The 26,954-nt window shown below is 59.1% G+C and carries 24 protein-coding genes and 1 tRNA gene; 12 read left to right on the top strand and 13 right to left on the bottom strand.

Going from position 1 to position 26,954, the window contains the following annotated elements; translation table 11 throughout:
* Positions 1-18: 18 nt before the first annotated feature.
* The 3 genes from CKROP_RS01725 to CKROP_RS01715 all read right to left on the bottom strand — a co-directional run bounded on the left by CKROP_RS01725 (position 19) and on the right by CKROP_RS01715 (position 2,688).
* Positions 19-819, bottom strand: coding sequence for a fructosamine kinase family protein (locus tag CKROP_RS01725; RefSeq protein ID WP_012731027.1), 801 nt, complete (start codon positions 817-819; stop codon positions 19-21).
* A gap of 102 nt (positions 820-921) precedes the next feature.
* Positions 922-1,686 carry an ABC transporter permease gene (locus tag CKROP_RS01720; protein ID WP_012731026.1) on the bottom strand — a complete coding sequence of 255 codons (765 nt, stop codon included), beginning with the start codon at positions 1,684-1,686 and terminating at the stop codon, positions 922-924.
* A 27-nt stretch (positions 1,687-1,713) separates the two neighbouring features.
* The gene (locus CKROP_RS01715) at positions 1,714-2,688 is read right to left on the bottom strand and encodes a daunorubicin resistance protein DrrA family ABC transporter ATP-binding protein (protein WP_041628735.1); all 975 of its coding nucleotides are present in this window, start codon (positions 2,686-2,688) and stop codon (positions 1,714-1,716) included.
* A 133-nt stretch (positions 2,689-2,821) separates the two neighbouring features.
* Here CKROP_RS01715 and trhA point away from each other — a divergent pair, with 133 nt between their 5' ends.
* Positions 2,822-3,532 carry a PAQR family membrane homeostasis protein TrhA gene (trhA, locus tag CKROP_RS01710; protein WP_012731024.1) on the top strand — a complete coding sequence of 237 codons (711 nt, stop codon included), beginning with the start codon at positions 2,822-2,824 and terminating at the stop codon, positions 3,530-3,532.
* 187 nt (positions 3,533-3,719) lie between these two features.
* Here the strand turns inward: trhA and CKROP_RS01705 are convergent, their stop codons facing one another.
* Positions 3,720-4,640, bottom strand: a complete 921-nt coding sequence (locus CKROP_RS01705) for an Abi family protein (RefSeq protein ID WP_041628734.1) — start codon at positions 4,638-4,640, stop codon at positions 3,720-3,722.
* Between the two features lie 431 nt (positions 4,641-5,071).
* Positions 5,072-5,144: transfer RNA gene (locus tag CKROP_RS01700), tRNA-Thr, on the bottom strand.
* A 227-nt stretch (positions 5,145-5,371) separates the two neighbouring features.
* Between CKROP_RS01700 and thrE the strand changes: the two genes are divergently transcribed.
* A complete protein-coding gene (thrE, locus tag CKROP_RS01695; RefSeq protein ID WP_081429374.1) occupies positions 5,372-7,009 on the top strand; it encodes a threonine/serine exporter ThrE in 1,638 nt (545 codons plus the stop codon).
* Between the two features lie 101 nt (positions 7,010-7,110).
* Positions 7,111-7,578, top strand: coding sequence for a hypothetical protein (locus tag CKROP_RS01690; protein WP_012731021.1), 468 nt, complete (start codon positions 7,111-7,113; stop codon positions 7,576-7,578).
* A 188-nt stretch (positions 7,579-7,766) separates the two neighbouring features.
* Here CKROP_RS01690 and CKROP_RS01685 read toward each other — a convergent pair whose 3' ends face one another.
* Positions 7,767-8,996 carry a TDT family transporter gene (locus tag CKROP_RS01685; RefSeq protein ID WP_041628733.1) on the bottom strand — a complete coding sequence of 410 codons (1,230 nt, stop codon included), beginning with the start codon at positions 8,994-8,996 and terminating at the stop codon, positions 7,767-7,769.
* 102 nt (positions 8,997-9,098) lie between these two features.
* Here CKROP_RS01685 and CKROP_RS01680 point away from each other — a divergent pair, with 102 nt between their 5' ends.
* The 4 genes from CKROP_RS01680 (at position 9,099) to otsB (ending at position 12,951) form a co-directional block, all read left to right on the top strand.
* Positions 9,099-10,094, top strand: coding sequence for a LysR family transcriptional regulator (locus tag CKROP_RS01680; protein WP_012731019.1), 996 nt, complete (start codon positions 9,099-9,101; stop codon positions 10,092-10,094).
* Positions 10,095-10,206: 112 nt separating this feature from the next.
* A complete protein-coding gene (locus CKROP_RS01675) occupies positions 10,207-11,733 on the top strand; it encodes an alpha,alpha-trehalose-phosphate synthase (UDP-forming) (protein ID WP_012731018.1) in 1,527 nt (508 codons plus the stop codon).
* On the top strand, positions 11,726-12,085 hold the full coding sequence (locus CKROP_RS01670) for a 2Fe-2S iron-sulfur cluster-binding protein (protein WP_012731017.1): 360 nt from the start codon (positions 11,726-11,728) through the stop codon (positions 12,083-12,085). Before CKROP_RS01675 ends, CKROP_RS01670 begins: the two co-directional genes overlap by 8 nt.
* 8 nt (positions 12,086-12,093) lie before the next feature.
* Positions 12,094-12,951, top strand: coding sequence for a trehalose-phosphatase (gene otsB / locus CKROP_RS01665; protein WP_012731016.1), 858 nt, complete (start codon positions 12,094-12,096; stop codon positions 12,949-12,951).
* Positions 12,952-13,010: 59 nt separating this feature from the next.
* Here otsB and CKROP_RS01660 read toward each other — a convergent pair whose 3' ends face one another.
* Positions 13,011-14,204: a LacI family DNA-binding transcriptional regulator gene (locus CKROP_RS01660; RefSeq protein WP_012731015.1), complete on the bottom strand. Its 1,194-nt coding sequence runs from the start codon at positions 14,202-14,204 to the stop codon at positions 13,011-13,013.
* A 233-nt stretch (positions 14,205-14,437) separates the two neighbouring features.
* On the opposite strand from CKROP_RS01660, the gene CKROP_RS01655 reads away from it, so the two are divergent.
* Genes CKROP_RS01655 through CKROP_RS01645 form a run of 3 tightly spaced genes read left to right on the top strand, consistent with a single transcriptional unit; the run spans position 14,438 to position 17,235 of the window.
* Positions 14,438-15,457, top strand: coding sequence for a metal ABC transporter solute-binding protein, Zn/Mn family (locus CKROP_RS01655; RefSeq protein ID WP_012731014.1), 1,020 nt, complete (start codon positions 14,438-14,440; stop codon positions 15,455-15,457).
* A 9-nt stretch (positions 15,458-15,466) separates the two neighbouring features.
* Positions 15,467-16,225, top strand: a complete 759-nt coding sequence (locus CKROP_RS01650; RefSeq protein WP_012731013.1) for a metal ABC transporter ATP-binding protein — start codon at positions 15,467-15,469, stop codon at positions 16,223-16,225.
* 32 nt (positions 16,226-16,257) lie between these two features.
* A complete protein-coding gene (locus CKROP_RS01645) occupies positions 16,258-17,235 on the top strand; it encodes a metal ABC transporter permease (protein ID WP_012731012.1) in 978 nt (325 codons plus the stop codon).
* Here the strand turns inward: CKROP_RS01645 and rlmB are convergent.
* The 3 genes from rlmB to CKROP_RS01630 form a co-directional block, all read right to left on the bottom strand.
* The gene (rlmB, locus tag CKROP_RS01640; protein ID WP_012731011.1) at positions 17,186-18,148 is read right to left on the bottom strand and encodes a 23S rRNA (guanosine(2251)-2'-O)-methyltransferase RlmB; all 963 of its coding nucleotides are present in this window, start codon (positions 18,146-18,148) and stop codon (positions 17,186-17,188) included. The two genes, CKROP_RS01645 and rlmB, sit on opposite strands and share 50 nt — an antisense overlap.
* 82 nt (positions 18,149-18,230) lie before the next feature.
* Complete coding sequence (cysS, locus tag CKROP_RS01635) at positions 18,231-19,652, bottom strand: cysteine--tRNA ligase (RefSeq protein WP_012731010.1); 1,422 nt, start codon at positions 19,650-19,652, stop codon at positions 18,231-18,233.
* Between the two features lie 40 nt (positions 19,653-19,692).
* Positions 19,693-20,283: a CarD family transcriptional regulator gene (locus CKROP_RS01630; RefSeq protein WP_012731009.1), complete on the bottom strand. Its 591-nt coding sequence runs from the start codon at positions 20,281-20,283 to the stop codon at positions 19,693-19,695.
* Between the two features lie 245 nt (positions 20,284-20,528).
* Between CKROP_RS01630 and CKROP_RS10515 the strand changes: the two genes are divergently transcribed.
* On the top strand, positions 20,529-21,155 hold the full coding sequence (locus CKROP_RS10515) for a hypothetical protein (RefSeq protein ID WP_012731008.1): 627 nt from the start codon (positions 20,529-20,531) through the stop codon (positions 21,153-21,155).
* A gap of 134 nt (positions 21,156-21,289) precedes the next feature.
* Here the strand turns inward: CKROP_RS10515 and CKROP_RS01620 are convergent, their stop codons facing one another.
* Together CKROP_RS01620 and CKROP_RS01615 are read right to left on the bottom strand one after the other, a co-directional pair.
* On the bottom strand, positions 21,290-22,003 hold the full coding sequence (locus tag CKROP_RS01620) for a hypothetical protein (protein ID WP_012731007.1): 714 nt from the start codon (positions 22,001-22,003) through the stop codon (positions 21,290-21,292).
* Between the two features lie 115 nt (positions 22,004-22,118).
* Positions 22,119-22,823, bottom strand: coding sequence for a carbonic anhydrase (locus CKROP_RS01615; protein ID WP_012731006.1), 705 nt, complete (start codon positions 22,821-22,823; stop codon positions 22,119-22,121).
* 228 nt (positions 22,824-23,051) lie between these two features.
* On the opposite strand from CKROP_RS01615, the gene CKROP_RS11800 reads away from it, so the two are divergent.
* Positions 23,052-24,095, top strand: coding sequence for an HhH-GPD family protein (locus tag CKROP_RS11800; protein ID WP_012731005.1), 1,044 nt, complete (start codon positions 23,052-23,054; stop codon positions 24,093-24,095).
* 6 nt (positions 24,096-24,101) lie between these two features.
* Here CKROP_RS11800 and CKROP_RS01605 read toward each other — a convergent pair whose 3' ends face one another.
* Positions 24,102-26,813, bottom strand: a complete 2,712-nt coding sequence (locus CKROP_RS01605; protein ID WP_012731004.1) for an ATP-dependent Clp protease ATP-binding subunit — start codon at positions 26,811-26,813, stop codon at positions 24,102-24,104.
* Between the last annotated feature and the right edge of the window lie 141 nt (positions 26,814-26,954).

Genomic DNA, 26,954 nt, shown 5'->3' with positions numbered 1-26,954 from the left:
CAGGTGACCTGCACAGAACTAGGCGTACTGGCTGGCTGCTTGAACCGTGGACGGAACGTAGCTGCTTCCGAAGAGGTACACGTGGCTAAGCAACATGCTTAGCTGGTGCAACGGAATAAGTTTCCGCCATCCTTTATTGAGAAAGCCCTCACTTTCATAGCCTTCGTAAATAGCGTCGAGCTTGGGAGCTCCGAAGAGAGCGAGTGCGGCGAGATCCGTCAGTGGGTGTCCGCCGTGGGCACTCGGGTCAATCAGCACCGCCCCGGACGAAGTCCACATCACGTTGCCCGCCCATAGGTCTCCATGGATCCGAGCTGGAGTATCGATATCGTCGAAATCGCCATCGCGAAGACGCTCACACACAGCCTCTACAGCCTTGTTGCCCTGTTCTCCCAAGGATGCTCCGCGCTGCGAACTGTTGATGCGCTCCAGCGTCGGCATGATGCGAGCCTCCGCATACATTTCACCCCAGTGGTCATAATGCTTCAAGCTCAGCGGCATTAACTCATCATTCGGGCCGTGAAGGCCATCGCCCTCCCAACCGTCTGGGCCAGCGCCGAACGCCACAGCTCCTGCCTCGTGGGTGTGTGACAGCGCAGCACCGAACTCGCGGGCAAACCGGGTTGAGGCGCGACCATTATCCAAACGCTCCAGGACAAGCCCACCACCAGGGACAGAATCGTCCTGACCGAAAACCTTAACGACGCGTGCCCCACCCGACGATTCAGCCTCGCGCAGCCAATTCAAGCCGACTGCTTCCCATTCGGCAGCCCGGCCATGTGTGTTCTTCGTAAACGTATCGTCGTCAATAAAAGCCATGCCCCCAACCGTAGACGTTTACGTGCCTAGGGGTGACATCATTTTTTCTCTAACGATTTTCATGGCTTTTATTCACCGTCTCTGGTGCAATCCGAGTTATTGCTATGAATTTTCCTTACGGAATGTACAAGTCCCCCACCAGATACCAGCAAAGAAAATGACAAGAGACCACAGAATCCCCCAAGTCACTGTGGCAGCATCAGGGTTTTCCGCGAAGATCGCGCGAACAGCGTCGACAATATATCGAGTGGGCATGAAGTCCGATAGCCGTTCGAGCCACGCGGGAGCAAGTGACATCGGTAAAATAATTCCGGATAACAACAGAATAGGCATGATAAGCATATTGGTTAGGGGACCCATGACGTCTTCGTCTTTACTGGTCAAAGCCAGTGCATTCGATGCCGCTGCCGACGCTGCGCCGGCAAAGAGCGTGATGATCATGCCTAAGATCACACCAGCGATGGGTGCTTTCATTCCCATCGCATAACCCAACGCGATGAGGATGGTGGACTGAACGCCCAGTTGCGTCACATCGCGCATGAGGCGCCCACATAACAGCGCAGTCCTACTAGCTGGGGTAACGCGCTCAGCTTCGATCACTCCGTCACGCCACTCGGCGATAACGCCGAAACCGACGAACATCGCCCCGAAAACAGTCAGCTGGACCAACAAACCGGGGACAAAGAACGTGTAGGCGTTCGTCGCACCGAATTGTGCTGTCAAGGGCTTAAGTAGGGGGCCGAACAACACCAAATACATCACTGGCTGCAATAAGCCGATAATGATCCAGGCGGGGTTACGTAAATTCATGCGCAATTGTCTGCGGCAGATAATGAAACTCTCACGGAAGAAATTAGATATACCCATGAAATATCCTCAAAAGATTGTGGAGAATTAATCTCGCAGCGATCGACCGGTTAGTGATAAAAAGACGTCATCCAGGGTAGGGCGCCGGACATTGAGATCAGCGATACCGATCGACTTCTCGTCTAATGCCCTAATCAGATCCGGTAGCACATGGCCGGAGTTATAGACGTCTGCCTCTATCAGGTCGCCACTGAGCTTCGGATCAGGGGTTGTCGACGCATCTGCTCCTGACATCACGCGGGTGATGATCTCCGCGGCATCAGCCTGCCGCGTGGCATCGTCAAGACGGAGAGAAACATGATCCCCAGACACCGAGCTCTTTAAATTCTCTGCCGTATCTGATGCGATAATTCGCCCATGATCGATAACAATGATCCGATCCGCTAAAGCATCTGCCTCATCCAAATAATGGGTTGTTAAGAAAATCGTTGTACCTTGGTCTTCACGGAGGCTACGAATGTGATCCCAAAGATTGCTCCGGGCTTGTGGATCTAGGCCGGTCGTCGGTTCATCAAGGAAAACGAGGCCGGGGCTATGGATCAGTCCCATCGCGATATCAAGACGGCGGCGCTGACCGCCCGACATATTCTTGGGTTCTCTGTCCCACAAACCTTCTAAACTAAATTGTTCAAATAACTCATGTGCACGACGCTGAGCATCTTTTTTACGTAGGCCATACAGCATGCCGTGATCCATCAGTTCCTCACCTGCGTGCGCGTTGGAACCGGCCGACCCCACCTGGCTGACATAACCGATATGGCGACGGACCTCCACGGGCTGGGTAGCCACATCGAAGCCTGCAACACGGGCAGAACCACTCGTCGGCTTCAACAACGTCGTGAGCATGCGAAGTGTCGTGGTCTTACCAGCACCGTTAGGCCCTAGGAAGCCAATGATTTCGCCGGGATTAACATGCAGACTCACACCATCGACGGCTTTTACCGGTTTCTTATCACGACCTCGGCCACGAAAAGTTTGGGTCAGGTCATGCGCTTCAATCATCGGCTTACCAGGGCTATTAGGCATGGCTCACATCATGCCAGAAAACAAGCCTGGTTGGAACGGACGGACAAGGCCAACTAATTTCCCATCCAGTCGCACGCATGGGCGCCCACAAATACATACACTCTCCTCTATGACTCCTGTTTCGGCGAACTCGCCACGACATGATGCACGCGCCACCGTCCCGTACGATCGCGGGCCCAGACCGATTTTCCGTGGCCGCTTGCACGAAATCGCCGCCATTTATTTCGCAGGAACCTGTACTGCGCTCGTGGCCACGACTGCTGCGCTGCATAACAGTGCGACGTTCATCGCTGCAATCGTTCTTTACTGCGTGTGTCTCCTTGGAATGCTCGCAGTGTCGGCTCTCTATCATCGAGTACCGTGGCATACGAAGCGTGCCGTCGATATATGGAGACGCGCCGACCACTCCATGATCGCTATTTTTATTGCCGGCACCTATGCACCCGTCGCGGTGTACGCCTTCAACTCGATGAGCGACGGATTGTGGATCCTCCCTACGGCGTGGATCGCTGCAGGTGGGGCCGTCGCGATCAACCTTCTGTGGCCCAACCATCCCCGCTGGGTTGATGTCGTTATTTATCTTGTTTTGGGGTGGCTGGTGGTGGTCAAAGCCACTGCGCTGGTGTCGCTTGTTCCCGTAGCCGCGTTGGTTTTGATTATCGTCGGCGGGGTTATCTACTCACTCGGAGCCGTTGTGTACGGGATCCAGCGCCCCAACCCGTCCGAGCGTTGGTTCGGCTTCCACGAAGTATTCCACGCCAGCACCATCATCGCGGCCGCGTTGCATCACATTGCTATCTGGTTATTAGCAGTGGGTTAAGAATGTCGAAGAAAGCGCTTAGTAATTTTGCAGTTATGGCCGATTAATCGACTCGAGGTAGTGCGAACACTTTCTCGCGACTTAAGCTCCGAAAACCGGAGTAAAGTTAATCATATAAAACGTTTGAGGTTGTCTATCACGATCTAATTTTAATGACGCAGCTCTAAAGACATTAACTATCTCTAAACTAACATTCCCAGAGCGGATGGTCTGACCAGTTACGAGGGGCTCCTGTCCGCTCCAGTGGCACTATAGGATTATGTGGGTAAGTATTCATTAAGGCTGGCAAACGCTTTGCCGGCGATAAATGAAGCTGGTGGTGCAAGTACTGAATTAAGGACAGCTGACCAAATGTACGATTCATTTTCCCGGCTACTGAGTTCAGCCGTTGATCATCACCGAGCTTGGGCTTAATGTCATAAACACGATTAAACATCCGAGCATGATGGGCGGCGTAGTTACGAACAATATTCAACGATTTGAGCCAAGATTCCAATTGGGGAGCAGTCAACGCACATCGCTCAGCAATACGGTTCCGCACGATATTCGGCGACATGCCGAATAAATAAGACAACATACCCCAGTCCATAATCTCCACTGCTGCCCATACCGGCAACTCACCACCGTATTTCTTTTTGTGGTGAGTAACGAAAACCTCCTTGGAATTGTCCAAGGCCCCTTCGTATTTTTCTAGCCAGACGTCGTGTACCCTACGATTGCCTTTTCCGCGTCGCTGTTGCGCCCGAGCACCTAAGCTTTTTGCGTCAAGATAGACCAATGGATGAACACGGCCTAATTCATATCCGAGCATTGTTCGAATGGCCATCTCAACACGATCTAACTCCATAAAAACATCGTGTCTAAGTCGTTCGTCAAATTTATAAAGCTCAACCACTAAATCAAAGGACGCACCCTCGATGAAACTATCGAACCTTCTCCGAGTTCCATAGTCGAAGTGACGCATCGGATACCAATACCCCGACAGGCGGTAATAGCTCAGCCACGCCAAAATATCCTTGGCGCGATCCTGATTCTCAATGTGCATCCCCCGCGCACAAAGGAGTTTGACCTGGTCATCGTAGGTCACGAAGCGTTTCGCCGGACTCAATGCTCTGGTGCCTTTCTAAAACAAAGACCGGCCCTGGACTCCCATCGAAATGGGCAGCGGAACCGGTCATGTTGTAATTAAGGATACGTGCCGGTTCGCGAAAATACAACAAGCTCAAAGTACCCGGCGAACCGAGACCGAATTGCACCAACGTCGGAGATGGCAACAAACACCAAAACTCCCTTAGCCATCGCGCCTTCGATTAGAGGTGAAGAAATCTATGCAGGCTACGGAGTGCGCGACGAGACCACACCCCACAGCGCAATTGGCGCTGTACTTCAAACCTTTTCGGCGAGCTAGCTTATAACGACGCTTACAAAGGCCACCATGACACGGTGCAGGTGACCTATTATTTGGACATTTTTTGGACACTTTCGGCCTAAAACTCGCCTCAAAGGCAACTGCCCCTCAACCCCCGACCTGCTATTTTGAGCTGGAGATGGGACTTGAACCCACAACCTACGGTTTACAAGACCGTTGCGCTACCGATTGCGCCACTCCAGCACACTGGACACTGACCCGCGCCAAGCATGAACACCCGGCCAGGCCCCGTTAACCAGCCCCGCCATAATACACATAACTGCACCAACAACGAAACAAATACACCACCACCAGCGCAAACAGCCCCTATCGCTACCCCACTCGCCCACACCGTAGTTTCTGTCGTAGCCTGTGACCACAAAACATTCCTCACCCCACCGATCCCGATCAGCGAAGGCAACGATCTCCCCATGGATTTTGTCTCAGGATTCAGCCAGGCATTCCGCCGCGTCGCTGGCTCCCGCGCCCCCGGCACCACCGCCGGCGGGTCCAATCCTGTCGCCACCATCGACGCCGTCAAAGCCGCCCCGGCACCGTCGCCACTGAAGCCCATCGACTTCACCAATGCCGACGAAATCAACGCGGTGCTCGACCTCGCCGCCCGCATTGGCGACGTCCTCCTAGCCAGTGGCATGAGCAACGGGGACGTCAAAGCCCACATGCACGCGATCACCGAAACATACGGTATTCACGACGTCCACGTCGACATCACCCTCAACACCCTCATGCTGTACACCACTATGGGACCCACAGAAGGTGCACTCTCGGCGTTCCGCGTCGTCAGTAAACTCAGCATGGACTTCGCCCGATTAGAGGAAATCGACGTTCTTGTTCGACGCATCCTCACCGGTGGATTCACGCGGGCAGAAGCCGCCGACGAACTCCACGAAATCGTCACGGCGCCGCCGACTTACAATTCGACCTTTGTGCTGATCATGTGGGGCATCTTCACCGGATCGGTGGCATTCATGATCGGTGGACACCTACCCGAGGCCGTCATTTCCTGTCTCTCTGCCATCGTCATCATGTGGGGATCCGCGGTGCTGGCCGGGCACGGGCTGCCCTTGTTCTTCCAAAACGTGTTCGGCGGGCTCGTCGCCCCCGTTCCCGCTGCCCTGGCCTATCACGTGGGCCAACACTATGGAATAGAAGTCAATCCGTCGGTCTGTATCGGCGCCGGGATCGTCGCCATGCTGGCCGGGCTCACCCTGGTTCAGGCACTCCAAGACGGCATCACGGGAGCGCCGGTCACGGCCTCTGCACGATTCTTCGAAGCCGCGCTCTCCACGGGCGCCATCATTGCCGGCGTTGCCTTCGGGCTCAATATCGCCTCCCGCCTGGGCATTCCTCTCCCCGGATTTGAGGGCTCGGCGTCCACCAACGTCGTGCAAAACGTCGTCATTACGGTGTCCGGGGCGCTGGCGGGCGCATTCTTCGCGGTCGCGTGCTTCGCACGTCTGCGATCCACGGTCATCACGACGGTGACCACCCTCATCGGTGCCGCGATTTACTACATGATCCTTATCCCCATCGGCTTCGGAACCATCGCGGCCTCGGGCATGGCGGCCACGCTCATCGGACTGTTCGGTGGTCTGCTCTCCCGCCGGTACATGATCCCCCCGCTGATCACCGCGGTCTCCGGCATTACCCCGCTCCTACCTGGTTTCGCTCTCTACCGCGGCATGTACTCCCTGCTTAACGACCGGCCGTCCATTGGGTTCTCCTCGATGGCCACTGCTTTCGCCATCGCCACGAGTCTGGCGGCGGGCGTCGTTCTTGGTGAATGGATTGCGCGCAGACTACGACGGCCCCGCATCGCCACCGCTTACCGCGGAGTCCGCAATATCGTCCGACGGCCGCTCGCGGTGAAGGCACGCACCAACGGGTCGCGCGTCAACGGTCCCCGGACTAATGGCCAACGAACAAACGGCCAACGCGCCAATGGCCGTGGGGCCCCTCGAACGCCGAACACGGGATCCATCCGGGCTCGCTGGCGCAACCGTTCCTACCGAAACACAAAAGCGCGCTCGCAGTGGCGTCGTCGATAAGAACCGATAAAACCCACGGTGGCGGCTACCACGAAACCGACCGCGTGAGCTACCATTACTCTGTTCACCATCCATCCCAGGAGGATTTTCCAGGAGGATTTGTGCCCCCCAAGGTCACTGATAAACGGGCAACCAACGCAGAATCACTGCACGCCGTCGAAGAAGAAACAGCTATCGCGGCCCAACGCATCGTCGCTACATATGCAGAGGACTTCTTTGACTACACCACGCTGACCAGCATGTTGGGCGTCGAACCCAAAGGGCTGATCTACCGTCGAGTCGCCAAAGAACTCGGTGAACCCGAAATCCCCGGCAAGAAACCGGAGAAGAAAGCAGCCAAGAAGTCCAGCAAGAAATCGACCGGTAAGAAGTCCACCGGCAAGGGCACGAAGAAGACCAGCAAGAAGTCGACGAAGTCTTCAGCAAAGAAGAGCACGAAGAAGTCGACCAAGAAGAGCACCAAGAAAACTACGAAGAAGTCGTCCGGATCCGCGGCGAAGAAGAGCACGCGGAAATCCACCGCGAAAAAGTCGACGGCCAAGAAATCGACGGCTAAGAAGTCCTCATAATTAGTCGGGGTAATTCATAGAGGTATTGAGCTTTGGCTTCTTAGTGAGGCCGGGCTCGACGGCACGACAAGCAGCGACCACCTAACGCGCCACACGCGCGGAGGTGGTCGCTTTTGTGTTGCGGGGGGTGGTCGCTTTTGCGGTTCACCCTTAGCGCGGCACAACGACGATGCCGAGTGCTCGGCCATCTAGGCCGTCGCGAACACCTTTCCGCTGAGAGCCTTGACGGTTCCCGCAGAGGCCGTTAGCCAGTGGAGAGTCAGAAGGACGAGGAACCCGAGGCTGACCCAGTTCATCCATTCCCAGCCCGTCCCATGTGAGAGAAGGTGGCTACCCAGGCACAACGTCCCCACGGGGAATGTCAGCGCCCACCACGAGGGGCTAAAAGGCATGCGTCCAGCAAATCCTCGAATCGTGCAGAAGGCCGCGTAAGCAATCAGTGGTATTCCACAAGCAAGGATCACCTGCCCATACAGATTGGCCGCCGCTTGAACCCACTGCTGCCCCGCCGGAGTAATCACAGCGTCGATCTGGTGGGCAATAGCTTGAGCTGCAGCCGTGGATTGGCCAACGATACCGAGGGGAATCCACGCCGAGGCAGACGCTGCCAGCGGCAGTGGTGAGCGTCGCCACGCATGTTCATAGGCCACAACAAAAATGATGGCTCCAAGGGTCAGGGCAACGAAGAAACAGCCGACGCTCACGATCAGCATGGTCATACGAAGTGACATCGTCGAAATATGGGACAGCTGGCTTGCACCCGTTGTTGCAGACACCATCGGCGGAACGATGGGCAGCCCCCACACCGGACGCGGCTCGGACCAGCGATTTCGCACGACTACCAGCGCGAAGCCAAAGGCTGTCACGATGCCGAGGATGGTGCCGATCCACCAGAAGGTGAGATCAATACTCCACCCGAGGCCTTGGGCACGTGCTAGCCACTGGATCGGATTCGCAGCCGAGTTGTGAGATCCGGCCCCGGAGCTGGTGAGCTCATCAAGAACAATGGGGGTAGCTGAGCCAAGAGAGAGTATCCCCATCGACACCATTCCCCAAGCCGTACATTGCTCAGGGTGGACGATCGACTGATGGAAAACCTTAAACTGACGGAGACACCGCCCGACGAACCCCACAGTCAGGCCAACAAACGCGATCCAGCCGATGACCAGGACGACTGCAGCTGCCGTCAGAGTGGCGTCGGCAAGAAAGCTACCTTCCCCAAACCGCGGTAATGCGACAGAGACCAAAAGGTTAGCGAGAATCCCGGTACCCATAATCGAACCGAACCAGGCGGGGCCGGCCGGTGGGACGATGGCAGGCTGCCGACGAGGACCGGACGAGCCAGGGTGGGGACGGGCTGGTCGAAGGCGGGAGGACACGGGCTCGGCCGAGGCGGTTTCTGTAGCAGTCATGGTCATAGCAACGAGCCTATGCATCATCATTTAGCCTGAACAGACACTATTTCTTTGGGTAGTCACAAGTATTTCCTGTGACTGTCACAAGTACCCTAGGATGGGCCCATGTCACTTGCTCATATCCCCGATCTCCGCACCTTGGAAATACTGGTCGCTATCGCCGATACGGGGTCCCTCGGTGCGGCGGCGCGGCAGATGGGGATGACTCAGCAAGGTGTCTCTGAGCGGGTGCGCAGCGCCGAATCTATTCTGGGCTTCACCCTGGTCAGCCGCACACCACGGGGCACCCACCCCACGCCCCAAGGCAGGGAATTTATTAACCACGCCCGCGACGTCATCCGCAGCGCGAACAGCTTGGCGGACACTGTCTCCTTCGACAAAGACCCTACTCACCACATTATTCGGGCCGCTGCCAGCCAGACCATCACCGATCACTACATTCCGCGCTGGATTGCCCACCTCACCGACACACACCCCGGAGTCCGGTTTGCCATCACGACGGGCAATAGCCAACAGGTCGCCCACACGATTGCCAGTGGGGACGCAACGATCGGGTTTATCGAATCCCTCTCGCTCCCGGAACTCAAAGGCATCCCTACCGAGGATTATTTCGACAGCACGGTCATTACCACCGATTATCTCACCCTCGTGGTCCGACCCGATCATGAATGGGCCGGGCTCGGCCACGTATCTCCGCTCACGGTCGCTCAAACGCCGCTCATCGTCCGCGAACCCGGTTCAGGTACCCGGTCCACCATCGAACGTGTACTCCCCCAGGCTCTTCAAGCACCCTTCGCCGAACTCGAATCGGCGACCGCCATCAAGTCAACAGTCTTGGCGACGCGGGCCCCGGCGATCCTTCCCCGCTGCGTGGTGGAACAAGAGATAGCCGACGGCCGGTTAAGCGAAATCACTATCGACGACACCCGCCTGGCACGGCCGATTCGGGCCTTGTGGAGGAAGGGCACAACGCTACGTGGATCCTCGCGCACGCTCCTGGAGGCGGCACGGGCCAGCGCGGCTCGGGCTTCGGCGACGAGATCCAGCGCGGCACGAGCCACAACAACGCGGGCTGCCACGCAAGGACGAAAAAGGCACTGAGATCACAGCGACCACGGGGCTAGGCCGCAGTCGCTGCACTGGCTCCTTCGGCACTACCCTGGAAGACAGAAACATCCGGAGCACCCATCAACCCGAACGAGGTAACAACACCATGTCCTCATCCGACAACACCACCGGCACCGACACGCACGCCGACGCATCCACCGACGACACCGTGAAAGACACCTACTCGTTCATCGTCGTCGCTAACCGTTTACCCGTCGATATTGAGATCGACCCCGACGGCACCAAGCACTTCGAACCAAGCCCAGGTGGCCTGGTCACGGCACTGAAACCCGTTCTCAAAGAACACGAAGGGGCATGGATCGGCTGGCCCGGAGCAACATCCGAAGGGCCCACGGCAACCCCCGTCGCCGACCCGTTCACCACCGACGAGGGCATCACGCTGATCCCGATGGGGCTGACCAAACGGGATTACGCCGAATACTACGAAGGGTTCTCCAACGCCACATTGTGGCCGCTCTACCACGACCTGATCGTGACGCCGATCTTCAACCGCGACTGGTGGGTGACGTACCGCGATGTCAACACGCGCTTCGCCATGGAGGTGGCCCGACGCGCGGCCGAAGGCGCAACAGTGTGGGTGCAGGATTACCAGCTGCAACTGCTGCCCGGCATTTTGCGGCAAATGCGCCCGGACCTGAAAATCGGGTTCTTCCTGCACATTCCGTTCCCACCGGCGGAGCTGTTCCGCCAGCTGCCGTGGCGTGAAGAACTGGTCCGTGGTCTGTTGGGCGCAGACGTAATCGGGTTCCACTCCATCCACAACGCAACCAACTTCCTGGAACTCTCCCGCGACGTCGGCGGGTTCGCGACACCGAGTACAGGCCAGCCGGATAGCCTGCCCGTCCGCGGCAAGGCCAGCATGAGGGAAATTACCGCCACGATCACCGCATCCGACGGTCGCCCCGTCGGCGTCGGTGTGTTCCCCATTTCCATCGACACGAAGTCGGTGACCGCCGCCGCGAAGGACGCCGACGCGGAAAAGGTCCGCTCTGAGCTGGGCGATCCTGAAACGCTGATCCTCGGCGTCGACAGGTTGGACTACACGAAGGGGATCCTCCAGCGCCTCGAGGCGTACGAGGAGCTCCTGGAAACCGGTGCGCTCGACCCCGAGACCACCACATTCGTGCAGGTGGCGACGCCATCGCGCGAGCGCATTGAGCACTACAAGGTGGCGCGTCGGCAAGTGGAAGAAGCCGTCGGCCGCATTAATGGCCACTTCAGCAGCATTGGGCACTCGGCAGTGACCTATATGCACCGGTCGATTCCGTTCCAGGACCTCGTCTCCTATTACAAGGCGGCCGACATTATGCTGGTTACGAGTCTGAAGGACGGCATGAACCTCGTCGCTAAGGAATATGTGGCGTGCCACCCGGATGGCACGGGGTCACTGGTACTTAGTGAATTTACGGGTGCCGCGGCCGAGCTTGATGGCGCGTTCCTGTGCAACCCGCATGATATTGATTCGATTAAGCGGCAGGTGCATTCCGCGGCGGTGGCAAAGAAAGAAGACCTGCATGACCGCATGATGTCCATGTTCAACGAAGTGACCGAACACGACGTCCACGCCTGGGCATCGGCATTCCTCGACTGCTTAGAGAGTGACAATGACTAACAGCATTCCCGACGACAACTCCGCGGGCGACGACTCCGCCGCCACCCCTTCCGACGCAGAGCCCTCCACCGCGCACGTCTTCATGGAGGACACGGAGGAAGATATTGAATGGCCCGCGGGGAAACGGCTCCTCTACGCCATGTTGGACGCGGGCTTGGATGCACCCTACGGCTGTACCGAGGGCGAATGTGGCGCCTGCCAGTGCGTCGTCGAACCCCATAACAATGCAACAACGCACATGGTGCACAACAATGTGTTGGATGAGTACGACATCGCCGACGACATGACCTTAGCCTGCCAAACTTTGTCCGACACTCCCGGCGGAAAATTCGACGTCAGCTACGACTTTTAGGAGAACGAGTGTTTACCCCGTCCGATGACATTAACCGGGCCCTTCGCACCGCTGCCCACAGCCCCACACTGATGCTGGCCAGCGACTTCGACGGCTGCTTAGCGCCGCTCAACAAAGACGCCATGGCCGTCACCGCGAACCCCACCGCCATGAATGCCATCATCGACCTCGCCCACATGCCGCACACTTTCGGCGCACTCGTCTCCGGGCGGGACATCTCGAAACTCGAACGCCTCGCCCGCCGGACCGGACCACAGGGACAAAATATTGCCGACGACGGCCCCGACGATGTTCGCGACATCTCCGGGATAATTCTGGCGGGATCCCACGGAGCTGAAGCGAATGACGGCAGTGGCGTCGAACCCAATGAGGAGCAAAAGAAGCTCCTTGAGCGCATGATCCGTGAGGCACACGCCGTGGCCGATAGTGCTCCGCACTCGGGCATGTTTGTGGAGGAAAAACCGCTGGGTGTCGGTCTGCATGGTGTGGCGATGAATAACGACGAGCTGGAGCGCCAGCTGCAGCAGAAGTTCGCTGACATTCTTGATTCGCTGCTGGATGGGACGACGGGTTCCTACATGTACGGCAAGCACATTCTGGAAGCCCAGATCATGAAGGTCGACAAGGGGAAGTGGCTGGAAAGCGCCCGCGACCGGTACAACGTTGACGCCATCGTGTATGCCGGCGATGACACGACCGACGAGAACGCGTTCCGCGTCCTTCATGGCAATGATGTGTCCATTAAGGTCGGTGATTCTCACACCGCAGCTGCGTTGCGCGTTCCGGATACCGACGCTATTGCCGACGTGTACCAGCGGTTGGCCACCATGCGGCGCGAGTATCTCACTGAGAACGGAGTGTTATAGCAGCGGCGGCGTTAGAGTGCGACGTCGCGGTGGCGGCGTTGCGCAAAACCGCTGCTACGTTACCGCGGCGGACCAACAGTGCGTCCCGTGATCAACGTCGTCTCCAACAGCGTGTGAGAACCGCGGGTTGCCGATGCGTGACCGCGGGCACCACCAGCGCCTGTGGATGTCGCCACGCTCCTAGACGAAGACGCGCCGGCATTTCCCTTCCCCCGTGTGGCGTCGGAAATAAGGTCCTGAAGAACATGTCCGGCGGTGCGACCTTTGTCCTTGTTCGGCTGCGACACCGTGGTGATCTGCTGCTGCACGGCGAGGTCGATACCGTCGAACCCTGTAACCGACAGATCGCCCGGCACGGACAACCCGCGATCAGCAGCGCACTGTATCACCGCCAACGCTAAGGAATCCGTCGTACAGGCCACGGCGGTCAAGTCGGGGTGCGCATCCAATAACGCGCGGACAGCCTCGCGGGTGCCGTCGGCGTCGTTGATATAGCACTCCACGATCGGAATGTCCTCCGCCGAATCCGGGTGGGCACCACGGATCACATCGACAATGCCCTCGACGCGGTGTTTCTGCACATGCATGTGGGCAGTGCGAAGGCGCTGCGGCGACACCTCGCCCGCGTTGGCCTCACGGTCAAGACGAATGCACAACACACCAATTTTCCGGTGGCCAGCGTCGATAAGCTGTTGAACGCCGGACTGAATGGCAGCGTGGTCATCAATGCCAACGAAGGCGTAATCCTTCAGCTTCGGTGTGGAATACGGCTGATCGCACACGACAGTCGGGAGGCCGCGCGAGGCCACGACCTCCAACGTGGGGTCGTCAGAGGCGACCGAATACACCACGAAACCGTCGACGGCGGCTTGCGCGACGCGGTTAATTCCCGACGCGGCACGCCCAGGAGCAGCGGGAATGAGCACCAGGGACGAATCCAGGACCTGGCAAGACTCCGCCAAGCCAGCCAGGAAATCGACCGACGAGCGGTCCTCGAAGGCGTAGGTGAGTTCGTCGGTAAAAAGGACGCCGATCGCATCTGCCCGGCGCGTCCGCAGGGATCGGGCGGCAGGATCTGGACCGGAATACCCCAGCTTGTCGGCGGTGGCGAAGATGCGGGCGCGGGTCTCAGGCGACAGATGGTCGGGTTTGTTGTAGGCGTTGGACACCGTTGTGCGCGACACCCCGACGGCCTCCGCGAGTGACTCCAACGTAGCCTTATGACTATTTTTCGGGGATCGGCGCGGACTCATGTGTAGCAATCTTAAACCTTCGGCACTACCGGGAAAGGGCTTTCGCGTATTCCCGGGGTGAGGGCAGGCTTGCTAGGTACGGGAACTTGATTTCTGTTTTGTGCGCGCAATCTGTTTTCTGCCCTGAGATGTGCCCGAACTCTTTTGGTTATCAATAAGCCGCATTATCGGGGCTAGGAGGGGCTTAAGAAAACCAATTGACATCATATTTCATTAGTGGTTCATTGGGGGACATGCGAGCGATAAAAAATAGGCGACGGTCAGCACTAGCATTCATTTTCGCCACTGGGCTTCTTACCGGAATGGGCGGACTCACGGCCTGCTCAGACGACTCCTCCACGACGTCTGGTTCGTCGGACACCGTGAATGTCGTTGCATCAACCGCGCTGTGGGCCGACGTCGTCCACGACATCGCAGGGGATAACGACCACGTCAAGATCACGGGCCTGATCGAGGGCGATTCCGTGGACCCCCACGATTACAACCCTTCCGCCAAGGATATGGCGAAGATTAAGGATGCCGACGTCGTCGTCGGAAATGGGGCCGGGTACGACAACTGGCTGACAGAGCATGCCAGTTCCGACGCGACCGTCATCACTGCTCTTCCCCAGGAGGAGCATGATCACGACGGGGACGAGCATGATGGACACGACCACGACGCGCATGATCATGACGCGGACGCACACGAGCACGAGAGCGAAGACGCGCACGATCACGATGCAGACGATCACGCGGACAATGGTTCCGACCTGCCCACCAACCCTCACGTGTGGTACGACGTCGCCACTGTCAATAGCTTTGCAACAAAGATTGCGGACACGCTGAATGACAAGAACGGCGATATCAAGGCGTCGACCAAGGACTTCAGCGACAAGCTCCACGCTATTGATGAGAAGATCAAGGCACTGCCAGCCAAGAAGGTGGCGAGCACCGAGTCCGTGTCCGGGTACCTGCTTAAGGAATCTCCCATGGAGGATGTGACTCCCCACGGCTACCTCAGTGCGTCGTTGAAGGAGTCGGATCCGTCCGCGGCTGATGTTGCCGAGTTCACGTCGCTCATCAACGATAAGAAAGTCGATATTCTGGTTAATAATCCGCAAACTGAAGATAGTGTGTCCAAGGACCTCGTCTCCGCTGCCAAGAAGGCGGGAATCCCGGTTGTCGATATTTACGAAACACCGGAAAAAGGCACCCATTACCTGGACTTTTTCTCTGAGGCCGTCCAACGGCTCCACGATGCCAGCAAGGAGTAAGACCACCGCGTGAACAACCCGCGCACCACTCACCGCCCCACCGGGACTACTGACCGTCCCACCGGGCCCGTCATCGAACTAAGCAAAGCGAGTATCGAGCCGCTCTGGACCGACCTGTCCCTCACGCTGAACCCCGGCGAATGGCTCACCGTTCTCGGGCCCAACGGCGTCGGAAAATCCACGCTCCTTGGCGCCCTCACCGGGACGCGAAAACTGACCTCAGGGCAAGTCCATGTCAACGGGACCACCGGTTTTATCCCCCAGCAGCGCATGTTCAGCCCGACGCTGCCACTGCGCGCGCGGGACATCGTCGGTCTATCCGGTGGGCACGGTATTTTCCGCCGTCGGCGGCTCCCAGCAGCCCAAATAGACGAGGCTCTTAACACTGTCGACGCCGCGCACCTGGCAAATCGACGCATCGGCCACCTCTCGGGCGGCCAACAGCAGCTGATCCGTCAAGCCAGCGCGATCGCAACGCATCCCGATATCCTCCTGTGCGACGAACCCCTGCTCAGCCTGGATTACGCTGCACAAAAGCAAGCGATCCGGACTATCGACGCGCAACGCCGCGACCACAACACGGCCGTCGTTTTCGTCACGCATACGATCAATCCCGTGATCGACGCCACCGACCGCGTGCTATATCTTGCGCCGAATGGCCACACTATCGGCACTATTGACGACGTCATCACGACCGACGTCCTCAGCGAGCTGTACGGCACCCACGTCGACGTCGTTCACGTCAACGGCAGACTCATCATTGTTTAGGCACGTCATCGTTTAGGAGAGCGCACCACTTCATGCCCAATACCACGATCACCTGGGACACCTGGTGGAGTGACACCACCGAACTCCTGCACTACCCCTTCGTCCACCACGCGCTGCTGGCAGCCGCACTCCTCGGGATCATTTCGGGGCTCATCGCACCGCTCATCGTGATGCGACGCATGTCATTCACCGTGCACGGCACATCGGAACTCGCGCTCATGGGAGCGTCGGCGGCACTCCTCGCCGGGATTAATGTCGGTGCCGGCGCCGTTGTCGGATCGATCGTGGCGGCCATCGCCCTCGCGGTACTCGGAATGCGCGATACCGACAGCACTGTCGGCGTGATCCTCTCCTTCGGGATGGGGCTCTCTGTCCTGTTCATCTACATCTACCCCGGCAAAGCGAGCAACGCGTTCTCCCTGCTCACCGGCCAGATCGTGGGCGTGTCCGGCGCGGCTGTGGGGATGCTCATAGCCATCACCATCATCGTCATCGCGACACTCGGTGTACTGTGGCGCCCCCTTCTCTTCGCGTCCGTCGACCCCGACGTCGCCGCAGCCAGCGGCATTCCCCTACGCACGATCAGCATCGTGTTCGCCGCCCTCGTCGGACTCGTCGCCGCGCAAGGGGTGCAGATCGTCGGTGCGCTCCTCGTCGTGTCCCTCCTCATCACCCCCGGCGCGGCAGCTGTTCACGTCACAGCGTCGCCACGAAAAGCAGTCCTCTTATCGACGATCTTCGCCGAGGTGTCCGCGGTGGGCGGGCTTGTTCTCTCCCTGGCTCCCGGACTTCCCGTCAGCGTGTTCGTCACGACGATTTCGTTCGCAATCTACCTGTTCTGCCGACTGATTGGCTGGCGAACGCAACGCGTTATCGTCGGCTCAGAGACTACGCCGCGAGAAACCACGCCTGGGACTTCACATCACGACGTCAGCTCGCAGGACATCAGTCCCGATAACGTCAGCCCCGAGCCTTCTTCACCGCACGACGCTGCCGCGCGAACTCGCTGAGCACCACACCAGCGGCCACGGACGCGTTGAGCGACTCAACATTGTCCGCCATCGGGATCGACATGATCGTGTCACACGTCTCGGAAACCAAACGGGATAGGCCCTTACCCTCGGAACCGACGACCACCACGACCGGCGTCGTCCCGTCGTAAGTATCCAAAGTATGGTCCCCGCCAGCATCCAAACCGACGACCTGATAGCCCTCTTTTTGGAACTGCTTGAGCGCGCGAGTCATATTCGTCGCCTTCGCGACGGGCAGGCGCGCGGCCGTGCCCGCCGAGGTCCTCCACGCCACCGCCGTCACAGACGCACTCCGGCGCTCCGGGATGACCACACCGTGACCACCAAAGGCAGCCACCGAACGAATCACGGCACCCAAATTCCGCGGATCCGTGATGTTGTCCAGGCACACAATCAACCCCGTCGACGATGACGCGTGGGCACGATCAATCAAATCCTGAACGTCGACATACTGGTATTCCGGAACCAGCAACCCGAGGCCCTGATGCATCCCGTTGCCGGTCATCCGGTCCAGCTCAATACGCGGGACCTCCAGTACAGTGATCGCGCGATCACCAGCAACACGCACTGCCTCAGTCAGGCGGTCATCATTATCGGTGCCCTCCGCAACGTATAAAGCCGTCGCCGAAACCTTCGCCCGCAGGCATTCCACAACCGGGTTGCGGCCAACAACAAGCTCCGAACCATGCAAATTGCGCCGATCGTGACGCCCGGATGCCTTCCGCTGCTGCTCAACCTTCCGCTTGTGCGCCTTGTGGTACACGCGGTCTTCAGCCTTCGGCGTCGGCCCCTTGCCACGCAAGCCGCGGCGTCGCTGACCACCAGAACCCTTCGTCGCACCCTTCTTATTCGATTTACGAATAGCGCCATGGTTCCGCGAATGACCTGCCATTAATCCTCCTTATATCCCCAGCTGCCTATGCACTCCAGGCCCCGTCGTGTTCGGGGCCCGAACTATTCAGCGCCCGACGATCCTACTGCTCCGACAGCTCCCACTCGGCCCCAGAGGGCGTATCGGTCACAACAATGCCTGCGGCCGCCAACCGATCGCGCACTGCATCGGCCGTCGCCCAGTCTTTCTCAGCGCGAGCTTTCGCACGGATATCCAATTCTGCGCGAACCAACGTATCCAACGCGTCATGTTCCGCACCGGACTCCGCGGCAATCTCCTGCCACTTCTCGTCGAGCGGATCGACGCCCAGCACACCAAGCATGGCACGGACCTGCTCACCGGCAGAGACCACGCTCTCGACGGCATCACTATCGCCACGACGAGCCGCATCCAGCCGCGAATTAGACGAACGAACAACCTTGTGTACCTCAGCCAACGCGGCCGGAACGCCAATGTCATCATTCATCGCGTCGGTGAACGCGTCCGTGACCTCGGAGCGGCCCAAGGTGCGGTCGTTCTTGCCCGCCACACTCGACGCCGCATGAACGAACTTCTCCAGTCGCCGATACCCTGCGGCCGCCTCACGCAGAGCGTCCTCGGAGAACTCCAACATGGAGCGATAATGCGCGGACCCCAAGTAATAACGCAGTTCAACCGGCCGGACGATCTGAAGAAGGTTAGGCACGGACAGCACGTTGCCCAAGGACTTCGACATCTTCTCGCCAGCCATGGTCACCCAGCCGTTATGCATCCAATAGCGGGCGAATCCATCACCCGCAGCATGCGCCTGAGCGATCTCGTTCTCGTGGTGCGGAAACTTCAAATCCAGGCCACCGGCGTGAATATCAAACTCCGCGCCCAAGTACTTCGTCGCCATCGTCGTGCACTCCAAGTGCCACCCCGGACGGCCACGGCCCCACGGAGTATCCCAACTCGGCTCCCCCGGCTTCGCAGCCTTCCACAACGTGAAGTCACGCGGATCACGCTTACCCGTGCCCGCGGATTCACCCTGATCCATCTCGTCGAGCTTCTGGCCAGACAGGGAACCATAATCAGGCAACGACATCGGGCTCAAGTACACATTTCCGTCCACAGCGTAGCCATGGCCAGCATCGATAATCCGCTGCATGTACTCGATCATTTCAGGAACATGCCCCGTCGCATGAGGTTCCAACGACGGTGGCGTCACACCCAACTGGTCGTAGGCCCACTGGAACTCGCGCTCATAAGTCGCAGCCCATTCCCACCAGGGGCGATTATGCTCCGCGGCCTTGTTCAAAATCTTGTCATCGATATCAGTGACGTTCCGGATGAACGCCACATCAAGGCCCATGTAGGTCAGCCAATTACGCAAAATATCAAAAGCCACGCCCGAACGCAGGTGGCCAATATGCGGCGCCGACTGCACCGTCGCACCACACAAATACACCGACGCACGCCCCTCGCGGAGGGGAACAAAATCACGTAACTGACGGGACGCGGAATCGAAAATACGTAAAGTCACGCCCCCAGCTTATCGGTTCGGAGCGTGACCTAGCGAAAAACTAATCCTCGACGTCCTCGTCCAAGTCGATAATGTCGGAATCGTCCGAGGGGCCCGGCTTCTTCGTCGAGTCCTCGTCCTCCCCCAACAACTTGGCGCGGTGCCGAGCAATAGCCTCCTGGGCCTCCTGGTACATCGCGTCGGCCTTGGCGTCGTCGGTGCCGTCGGCAAGAGCGAGCTCACCCACCAACACCTGGCGAGCCTTCGCCAACATGCGCTTCTCACCAGCGGAAAGGCCGCGGTCTTGGTCGCGACGCCACAAGTCGCGGACAACCTCCGCAACCTTGTTCACATCGCCCGATGCCAGGCGCTCCTGGTTCGCCTTGTACCGTCGGGACCAGTTACCGGCCTCTTCAACGTCGGTTTCGCGGAGAACGCTGAAAACCTTGAGGAGCCCCTCTTCCCCGACAACATCGCGAACACCGACAGACTCCGCGTTCTTTTCCGGCACGCGGACCGTTAAGTCCCCCTGGTGAACCTTCAGGACCAAATAATCGACAGTCTCACCTTTAATCTGGCGCTGCTCTTTCTTTTCAATGACGGCAGCACCATGATGCGGGTAAACGACGGTATCCCCAATGTTGAATTCCATGAGTCCCTTCAGATCCGCCGCGCACGCCCACCGCGTGCGGACAGGTAAAGCTGTGTGAAAAATTGACGTTTCAGCGCGTCTATCATAGCACTACCCCCTGATTAGCCACGACGAATGTCACAAGACTATGTGGAAACAGACACGTCGCGTTAATGTAATAATTAAATTCTGTGCGCTGAACAGAAAACCCTGACGCAAAATAAGACGAATACGTGGCTGCCCCACAGCTTCCTATGGAGGACAAAATGTCGTTGAAGTCGGCTTCCCTACGTTCCGGCATTGCCATTGTCGCTGCCGGTTCCGCACTGGCCCTCAGTGCATGCGGCGCGGGCCAAATTTCCCAAACCGCCAACCAAGTCCCCGCCGTCGACGGGGGAGCAGCCAATGCTGAGGACAACAACATCACGCTGCGCGATGTGACCGTCCAGCCCAAGACCGACGACCACGGCGGAGCCGTCGCCTTCGCCATTTCCAACGTCGACCCCACCAACACTGAGCGCCAGCTCCAGCGTATTAGCGTCGATGGCCAAGAGGTTAAAGTCGACGGCAACAAGGATCTGAAGCCGCAGTGCCAGATCGTCGGCAATAACGAAAAGGCCATCGAGGCCATGGGTGCTAACGATGTGCACACCAACAGCTCCGCGTCAGAGGGCGCCAAGGCTGATCCCAACGGCGAAGCGCGCATTAACTGCGTCAGCTACGTTCACACCAGTTTCGACGGCACACCCACGCCAGGGACCGCCGTTAATGTCACCTTCACCCTGGATAACGGTGAGGTTTCCATGAAGGCGCCGGTCGCCGCGTCCGTTCCGGAAGCTGGCCAGACCTACCGTGACAAGGAAGGCGTTTTGAAGGACGAGTTCAGCAATTAATAGCTGACTGAGAGCTAAAGCGCAGCCAGGTAGACCGAAGCCCCGGAGGCTAGTTCACAGGGAACTGCTCCGGGGCTTTCTTGTGCTGCTCTGTCGCTGTCACGGTCGGGCGGCTACACGCCGCCACGCTGCTGCTACGTCAGGTTAAACGTCGTCGGCTCTGAGTGCTGATCCCCAATCAAGGTGTGCAGGTAGTACGAACCACTCGGCACGGCGACACGATCCGAGCACTCACCCGGCGCGGACGTCGTCCGGGACCAGCTCAGCATGTAATTCTTCGTCTGACCAGCACCGATATCCAACGCACCCGTTGCTGCCGGGTTGTTGCAGTCTACGTCGGACCAGACGCGCTCATTCGTCTCGAGGTTGTAGACCTCAAACTTCATCGGAGCCTTTGCCAGGTCCACATGGCAAGACCCCTTGGTGGGATTATGCGCGATCAAGTAGAAGCGTGGCATCTGCCCCGGATCGTAGGAATCTGCATCCGTACGCGCCTCAATCTGCAGGTCGTTGACATCGCACGTGTCTTTCGCGTCGGGCGCTACCGAGGGCTCCTCTGACGCGTCGGGATCCTCCGACTCGGACTCATCAGGATTTTCAGATTCCGACGAGGGACGTGTGCTTTCCGACGAGCGCGACGACGACGTCGGTTTCGTGGACTTAGTGGTAGTCGTCGTGACGCTGGATTCCGTCGCGGTTGACGACGAGTCTCCGCCTCCGCTCAAGGCCGAAATGATCCACCACAACAACGCGATGACAACAACCACGATGACGACGGCGGCGATTCTCCGCCGTCGATAGATCTCGGGTGGATGTGGAAGACCATTGTAGTTACCTTGAGCGCTCACGTGACTAGATTAACGGGAACTCCCGCTGCCCCGCCGGAAACCGGACGGCGTGTCACCTCACGTGAGGGCTGGGAGTTCGTCGGTGAGTGGTTTTGTGCACCCGGTCCGCTGTGTTTTATGGCATCGCGACGCCGCGCGCGGTCACCGCCTCGACCTGGCCGTTTTCCAGTAAATACCGGAGACCAACAACGCCGACGGTGCCGTCGGCAAGCTTTGCTGTGATTTCGGGGCTCCGACCGACCACGTGATCAACAATGGACCGCACATGTTGTTTTTCGTAGTCATCGGTGGTGGTGTGCCCCTCAGAGCGGGCGACCATGACCGATGGGGCGACTTTCTCCACCAGCACGCGCTGGAAGGATTCCGGAACGGCACCCTGGGACATGGCCTCCGAGGCTGCCTTGACCGCGCCGCAGCTCTCGTGCCCGAGGACCACGACCAGTGAGACACCGAGGCCCTCCACCGCGAACTCGAGCGAGGCCAGCACGGACATGTCCACGATCTCGCCGGCCGTGCGGATTACGAAGACATCGCCAAACCCCTGGTCAAAGAGCAATTCGACGGGCACACGGGAGTCCGAGCACGCCAGAACCACGGCTTTCGGGGCCTGCCCCTGGGTCAGGCTGGACAGCCGGTCGCGATCCTGGTGCGGGCGCAGCGCCTTGCCCTGCACGAAGCGGTCGTTGCCGTCCAGCAACTGCTGGAGCACAGCCTGTGGGGTGCGATCGTCCGCACGCGCACTAGAGTTCGCTGGCGTACCAGGGTCCGCGTTCGTACTAGGAGTGGGCTGCGGGTCGGAGCCGGGTGCTGATGTCGTCATGAGAATCCTCCGGATGAAAAGTCCACATACTGGTTGGCTGGTTGCCACACTCGTCATGGGTGGCTCTACCTCTGCACCTCTGCTCATTCACCGGCGCGCGTCATCAGGGGCACACAGACACGCGGGTCACCACCGGGGCAATGTGATCAGGGGCGTCACCCAATAACCGTACTCAGCCCCGTGACCGCCCGCAGCAACTCACTCGCCACAGCACTACAATCATTCGCAATGTCTACTGGCCATTCAGAACCCTTTCTTGTCGACGAACTCAACGACTGGTTTATCCTGGCGGGCCGCCATCTCCCCTGGCGCGAGCCCGGGTGCTCCGCGTGGGGAGTTCTCCTCAGCGAGGTCATGAGCCAACAAACGCCGGTCTCCCGCGTCGAACCTGCGTGGCGCGAATGGATGGACCGTTGGCCGACACCAGCCGATTTCGCCCGCGCCGGGCGTGACGAGGTCCTCCGCGCGTGGGGTCGTCTGGGCTACCCTCGTCGGGCGCTCCGTCTTCACGAGTGCGCACGGACGATCGTCGATAAGCATTCTGGTGCGGTTCCTGCCACGGTGGATGAGCTGCTCGATTTGCCCGGCATTGGTGAGTACACCGCGCGGGCGGTGGCCTGTTTTGCTTACGGGTGGGCGGTGCCTGTGGTGGATACGAATATCCGACGCGTGATGGCGCGCGCTGTCCACGGGAAGTATTTGCAGGGCCCGGCGCGGCGTGCGGATTTGGATGATATGCGGGCGCTGATGCCGGTGTCGGAGGAACAAGCCGGCTCGTCGGTGGGCGCGATTGTGCAGCACATTCGGGAGAAGGCTGGGATACCCGAGGTTCCGGTAGAGGCCGGGACTCTTTTCGACGGTCCTGGCATCGGGCTCGGGCATCTGAGCAATGAGCAGCTGACGGATGTGGAGCGCTCTGCCGTGTTTTCGGCGTCGATCATGGAGCTCGGCGCGCTGGTGTGTACGTCGCGGGTAGCGCGCTGCGAGCAGTGCCCCCTTGTTCGCACATGTGCGTGGCGCCTGGCGGGCTGCCCGGAACCCACTGAATCGGAACGGTCTGCTGTGGCGCGACGCGTTCAGAAGTTTGAGGGTACGGATCGGCAAGTCCGCGGGGCGATCATGAAGGTTTTGCGTGACGCGACTGGCCCCGTTGAAAGGGACGCGATCGCGCACGCGTCGAAAGATGAAGAACAGCTCCACCGAGCCCTTCAATCGCTGCTGGTTGATGGGCTCGTTGTGGATACTGATGGAAAGCTAGGGCTCCCCCGGTAGCCCCGCTTACTCAGATTCGGGCTGGGCGGCTCCGGACCCGGAGGTGCCAGCGTCGGGGCCACTACCCGATGAGGCGTTGGAGGAGTACTCCATCGGCACGATCTGGTCGGCCTCGTCGGAGGAGTCGTCCGCATCCTCCTTGCGCTCTTCCAGGCTGGACTCGCCCTCGCCCATCACGGCACCCGGCTTCGTCGACGTGGAGAACGTGAACTTGGCATCGTCGCCCTTGCCTTCGCCGTCCCAGTTCTCAACATCCACGGTGACCAGTTCACCGGCGGCAACTTCGCCGTAGAGGATCTTCTCCGAGAGCTGATCCTCGATCTCGCGCTGAATGGTGCGACGCAGCGGGCGGGCACCCAGGACGGGATCGAATCCGCGCTTCGCCAGGAGCTTCTTGGCCTTGTCAGTGAGCTCGATGTCCATGTCCTTGGCGCGCAAGGCGATGCCCACGCGGTTCACCAGCAGGTCGACCATCTGGATGATCTGATCCTGGGTGAGCTGGTGGAACACGACGATGTCGTCGATACGGTTGAGGAACTCGGGGCGGAAGTGCTTCTTGAGTTCGTCGTTGACCTTCGACTTCATCCGCTCGTAGCGGCCTTCTTCGTCAGTCTCGCCGACCCCAGAGAAGCCCATGCCCACGGCCTTCGAGATATCCCCGGTACCGAGGTTCGAGGTGAAGATCAGAACGGTGTTCTTGAAGTCGACCACGCGACCCTGACCGTCGGTGAGCCGGCCATCTTCCAAGACCTGCAACAGCGTGTTATAAATCTCGTTATTGGCCTTCTCAATCTCGTCGAAGAGCACCACGGAGAACGGCTTGCGGCGGACCTTCTCGGTCAGCTGGCCGCCCTCTTCGTAGCCGACGTACCCCGGAGGGGCACCGAAGAGACGCGACGCGGTGAACTTGTCGTGGAACTCGGACATGTCAATCTGGATGAGGGCATCGTCTTCCCCGAAAAGGAATTCCGCCAATGCCTTCGACAGCTCGGTCTTGCCGACGCCGGACGGGCCAGCGAAGATGAACGAGCCGGACGGACGACGCGGGTCCTTCAGGCCGGCACGGGTGCGTCGGATAGCACGGGAGACGGACTTGACTGCGTCTTCCTGGCCGATGATGCGCTTGTGGAGCTCTTCCTCCATGTGCAGCAAACGGTCGGATTCTTCCTCGGTGAGCTTGAACACGGGGATGCCGGTCCAGTTCGCCAGGACCTCCGCGATCTGTTCCTCACCGACTTCGGCAACGTCTTCCAGTTCACCGGAACGCCACTGACGTTCTTTCTCCTCGCGCTCTTCGCCGAGCTTCCGCTCCTGATCGCGCAGGCCAGCGGCTTTTTCGAAGTCCTGATCGTCAATAGCCGCTTCTTTTTGCTTACGAATCTTCGCGATCTTCTCGTCGACCTTGCGGAGAGACTCCGGCGCGGTCATCCGCTTGATGCGCATCCGCGCACCAGCCTCATCGATAAGGTCAACGGCCTTATCCGGCAAGAAACGATCGTTGATGTAGCGGTCAGACAGCGACGCAGCCGCGACGAGGGCAGCGTCGGTAATGGAAACATGGTGGTGTGCCTCATACTTCGGGCGCAGGCCCTTCAGAATCTCGACCGACAGCTCGACGGACGGCTCCGGAACCTGAACAGGCTGGAAACGACGCTCCAAGGCGGCATCTTTTTCGATGTGCTTCCGGTACTCATCCAGCGTCGTGGCACCGATGGTCTGGAGCTCCCCGCGGGCCAGCTTCGGCTTCAACAGCGACGCGGCATCGATGGCGCCTTCGGCGGCACCCGCACCAACAATGGTGTGGATCTCGTCGATAAAGAGGATGATGTCGCCGCGCTGGTTAATTTCCTTCAGAACCTTCTTCAGACGCTCCTCGAAGTCACCGCGGTAACGAGAACCAGCAACCAGCGAGCCCATATCCAGGGAATACAGCTGCTTGTCCTTCAAAATCTCCGGGACCTTGCCATTGACAATGTCCAGAGCAAGCCCCTCGACGACGGCGGTTTTACCAACGCCAGGCTCGCCGATCAGGACCGGGTTGTTCTTGGTCCGGCGGCTGAGGACCTGCATAATGCGCTCGATCTCTTTTTCACGGCCGACGACCGGATCGAGCTTGCCATCCTTCGCGGCCTGGGTGAGGTTCCGGCCGAACTGGTCAAGGACCAGCGAGTTGGACTTGCGCCCCGACTCGTTATTGGACGAACGCCCTAACGTGGCCGAACCGACACCAGCTCCGGCGGGCTCACTCGTTCCCGGCTCCTGAGACTCGTCGCCCTGGCCTTCGTAGCCCGAGAGCAGCTGGATAACTTGCTGGCGGACGCGCGGGAGATCTGCCCCTAATTTGACGAGCACCTGCGCGGCGACGCCTTCACCCTCGCGGATGAGGCCGAGCAGAATGTGCTCCGTGCCGATGTACTTGTGGCCTAACTGCAGAGCCTCACGCAGCGAAAGCTCCAGGACTTTCTTCGCGCGCGGGGTAAAGGGGATGTAACCGCTGGGCGGCTGTGATCCCTCGCCAATGATGTCTTCTACTTCGCTGCGGACAGCCTCGCGGGAAATTCCCATCGACTCGAGAGCTTTCGCAGCGACACCCTCACCCTCGCGGATGAGGCCGAGCAGAATGTGCTCCGTACCGATGTAATTGTGATTTAATGCCCTAGCTTCTTCCTGGGCGAGCACAACCACACGACGGGCGCGGTCTGTAAACCTCTCAAACATGTACTGTCCTTCGCGTTGAAAAATAAGTGTTGTCCGGCCGTTGGGTTCTTCTCTCCGGGACGGTGGATGCTCACCGAACGGGGTAACAGACACACCAGCGACTTATGGTTTCACACCACTGTAACGGCTGGGCCGGACATG

This window comes from Corynebacterium kroppenstedtii DSM 44385, from assembly GCF_000023145.1.
Classification (GTDB): domain Bacteria; phylum Actinomycetota; class Actinomycetes; order Mycobacteriales; family Mycobacteriaceae; genus Corynebacterium; species Corynebacterium kroppenstedtii.
The sequence above is the reverse complement of the archived record's forward strand: the minus strand, read 5'-3'. Positions and strand labels throughout refer to the sequence as shown.

Bases quoted from the DNA above. Each gene is read 5' to 3' on its own strand.
- CKROP_RS01725 (WP_012731027.1), bottom strand. From the start codon at position 819: ATGGCTTTTATTGACGACGATACGTTTACGAAGAACACACATGGCCGG.
- CKROP_RS01720 (WP_012731026.1), bottom strand. From the start codon at position 1,686: ATGGGTATATCTAATTTCTTCCGTGAGAGTTTCATTATCTGCCGCAGA.
- CKROP_RS01715 (WP_041628735.1), bottom strand. From the start codon at position 2,688: ATGATTGAAGCGCATGACCTGACCCAAACTTTTCGTGGCCGAGGTCGT.
- trhA (WP_012731024.1), top strand. From the start codon at position 2,822: ATGACTCCTGTTTCGGCGAACTCGCCACGACATGATGCACGCGCCACC.
- thrE (WP_081429374.1), top strand. From the start codon at position 5,372: ATGGATTTTGTCTCAGGATTCAGCCAGGCATTCCGCCGCGTCGCTGGC.
- CKROP_RS01685 (WP_041628733.1), bottom strand. From the start codon at position 8,996: ATGACCATGACTGCTACAGAAACCGCCTCGGCCGAGCCCGTGTCCTCC.
- CKROP_RS01680 (WP_012731019.1), top strand. From the start codon at position 9,099: ATGTCACTTGCTCATATCCCCGATCTCCGCACCTTGGAAATACTGGTC.
- CKROP_RS01675 (WP_012731018.1), top strand. From the start codon at position 10,207: ATGTCCTCATCCGACAACACCACCGGCACCGACACGCACGCCGACGCA.
- CKROP_RS01670 (WP_012731017.1), top strand. From the start codon at position 11,726: ATGACTAACAGCATTCCCGACGACAACTCCGCGGGCGACGACTCCGCC.
- CKROP_RS01660 (WP_012731015.1), bottom strand. From the start codon at position 14,204: ATGAGTCCGCGCCGATCCCCGAAAAATAGTCATAAGGCTACGTTGGAG.
- CKROP_RS01655 (WP_012731014.1), top strand. From the start codon at position 14,438: ATGCGAGCGATAAAAAATAGGCGACGGTCAGCACTAGCATTCATTTTC.
- CKROP_RS01645 (WP_012731012.1), top strand. From the start codon at position 16,258: ATGCCCAATACCACGATCACCTGGGACACCTGGTGGAGTGACACCACC.
- rlmB (WP_012731011.1), bottom strand. From the start codon at position 18,148: ATGGCAGGTCATTCGCGGAACCATGGCGCTATTCGTAAATCGAATAAG.
- CKROP_RS01630 (WP_012731009.1), bottom strand. From the start codon at position 20,283: ATGGAATTCAACATTGGGGATACCGTCGTTTACCCGCATCATGGTGCT.
- CKROP_RS10515 (WP_012731008.1), top strand. From the start codon at position 20,529: ATGTCGTTGAAGTCGGCTTCCCTACGTTCCGGCATTGCCATTGTCGCT.
- CKROP_RS01615 (WP_012731006.1), bottom strand. From the start codon at position 22,823: ATGACGACATCAGCACCCGGCTCCGACCCGCAGCCCACTCCTAGTACG.
- CKROP_RS11800 (WP_012731005.1), top strand. From the start codon at position 23,052: ATGTCTACTGGCCATTCAGAACCCTTTCTTGTCGACGAACTCAACGAC.
- CKROP_RS01605 (WP_012731004.1), bottom strand. From the start codon at position 26,813: ATGTTTGAGAGGTTTACAGACCGCGCCCGTCGTGTGGTTGTGCTCGCC.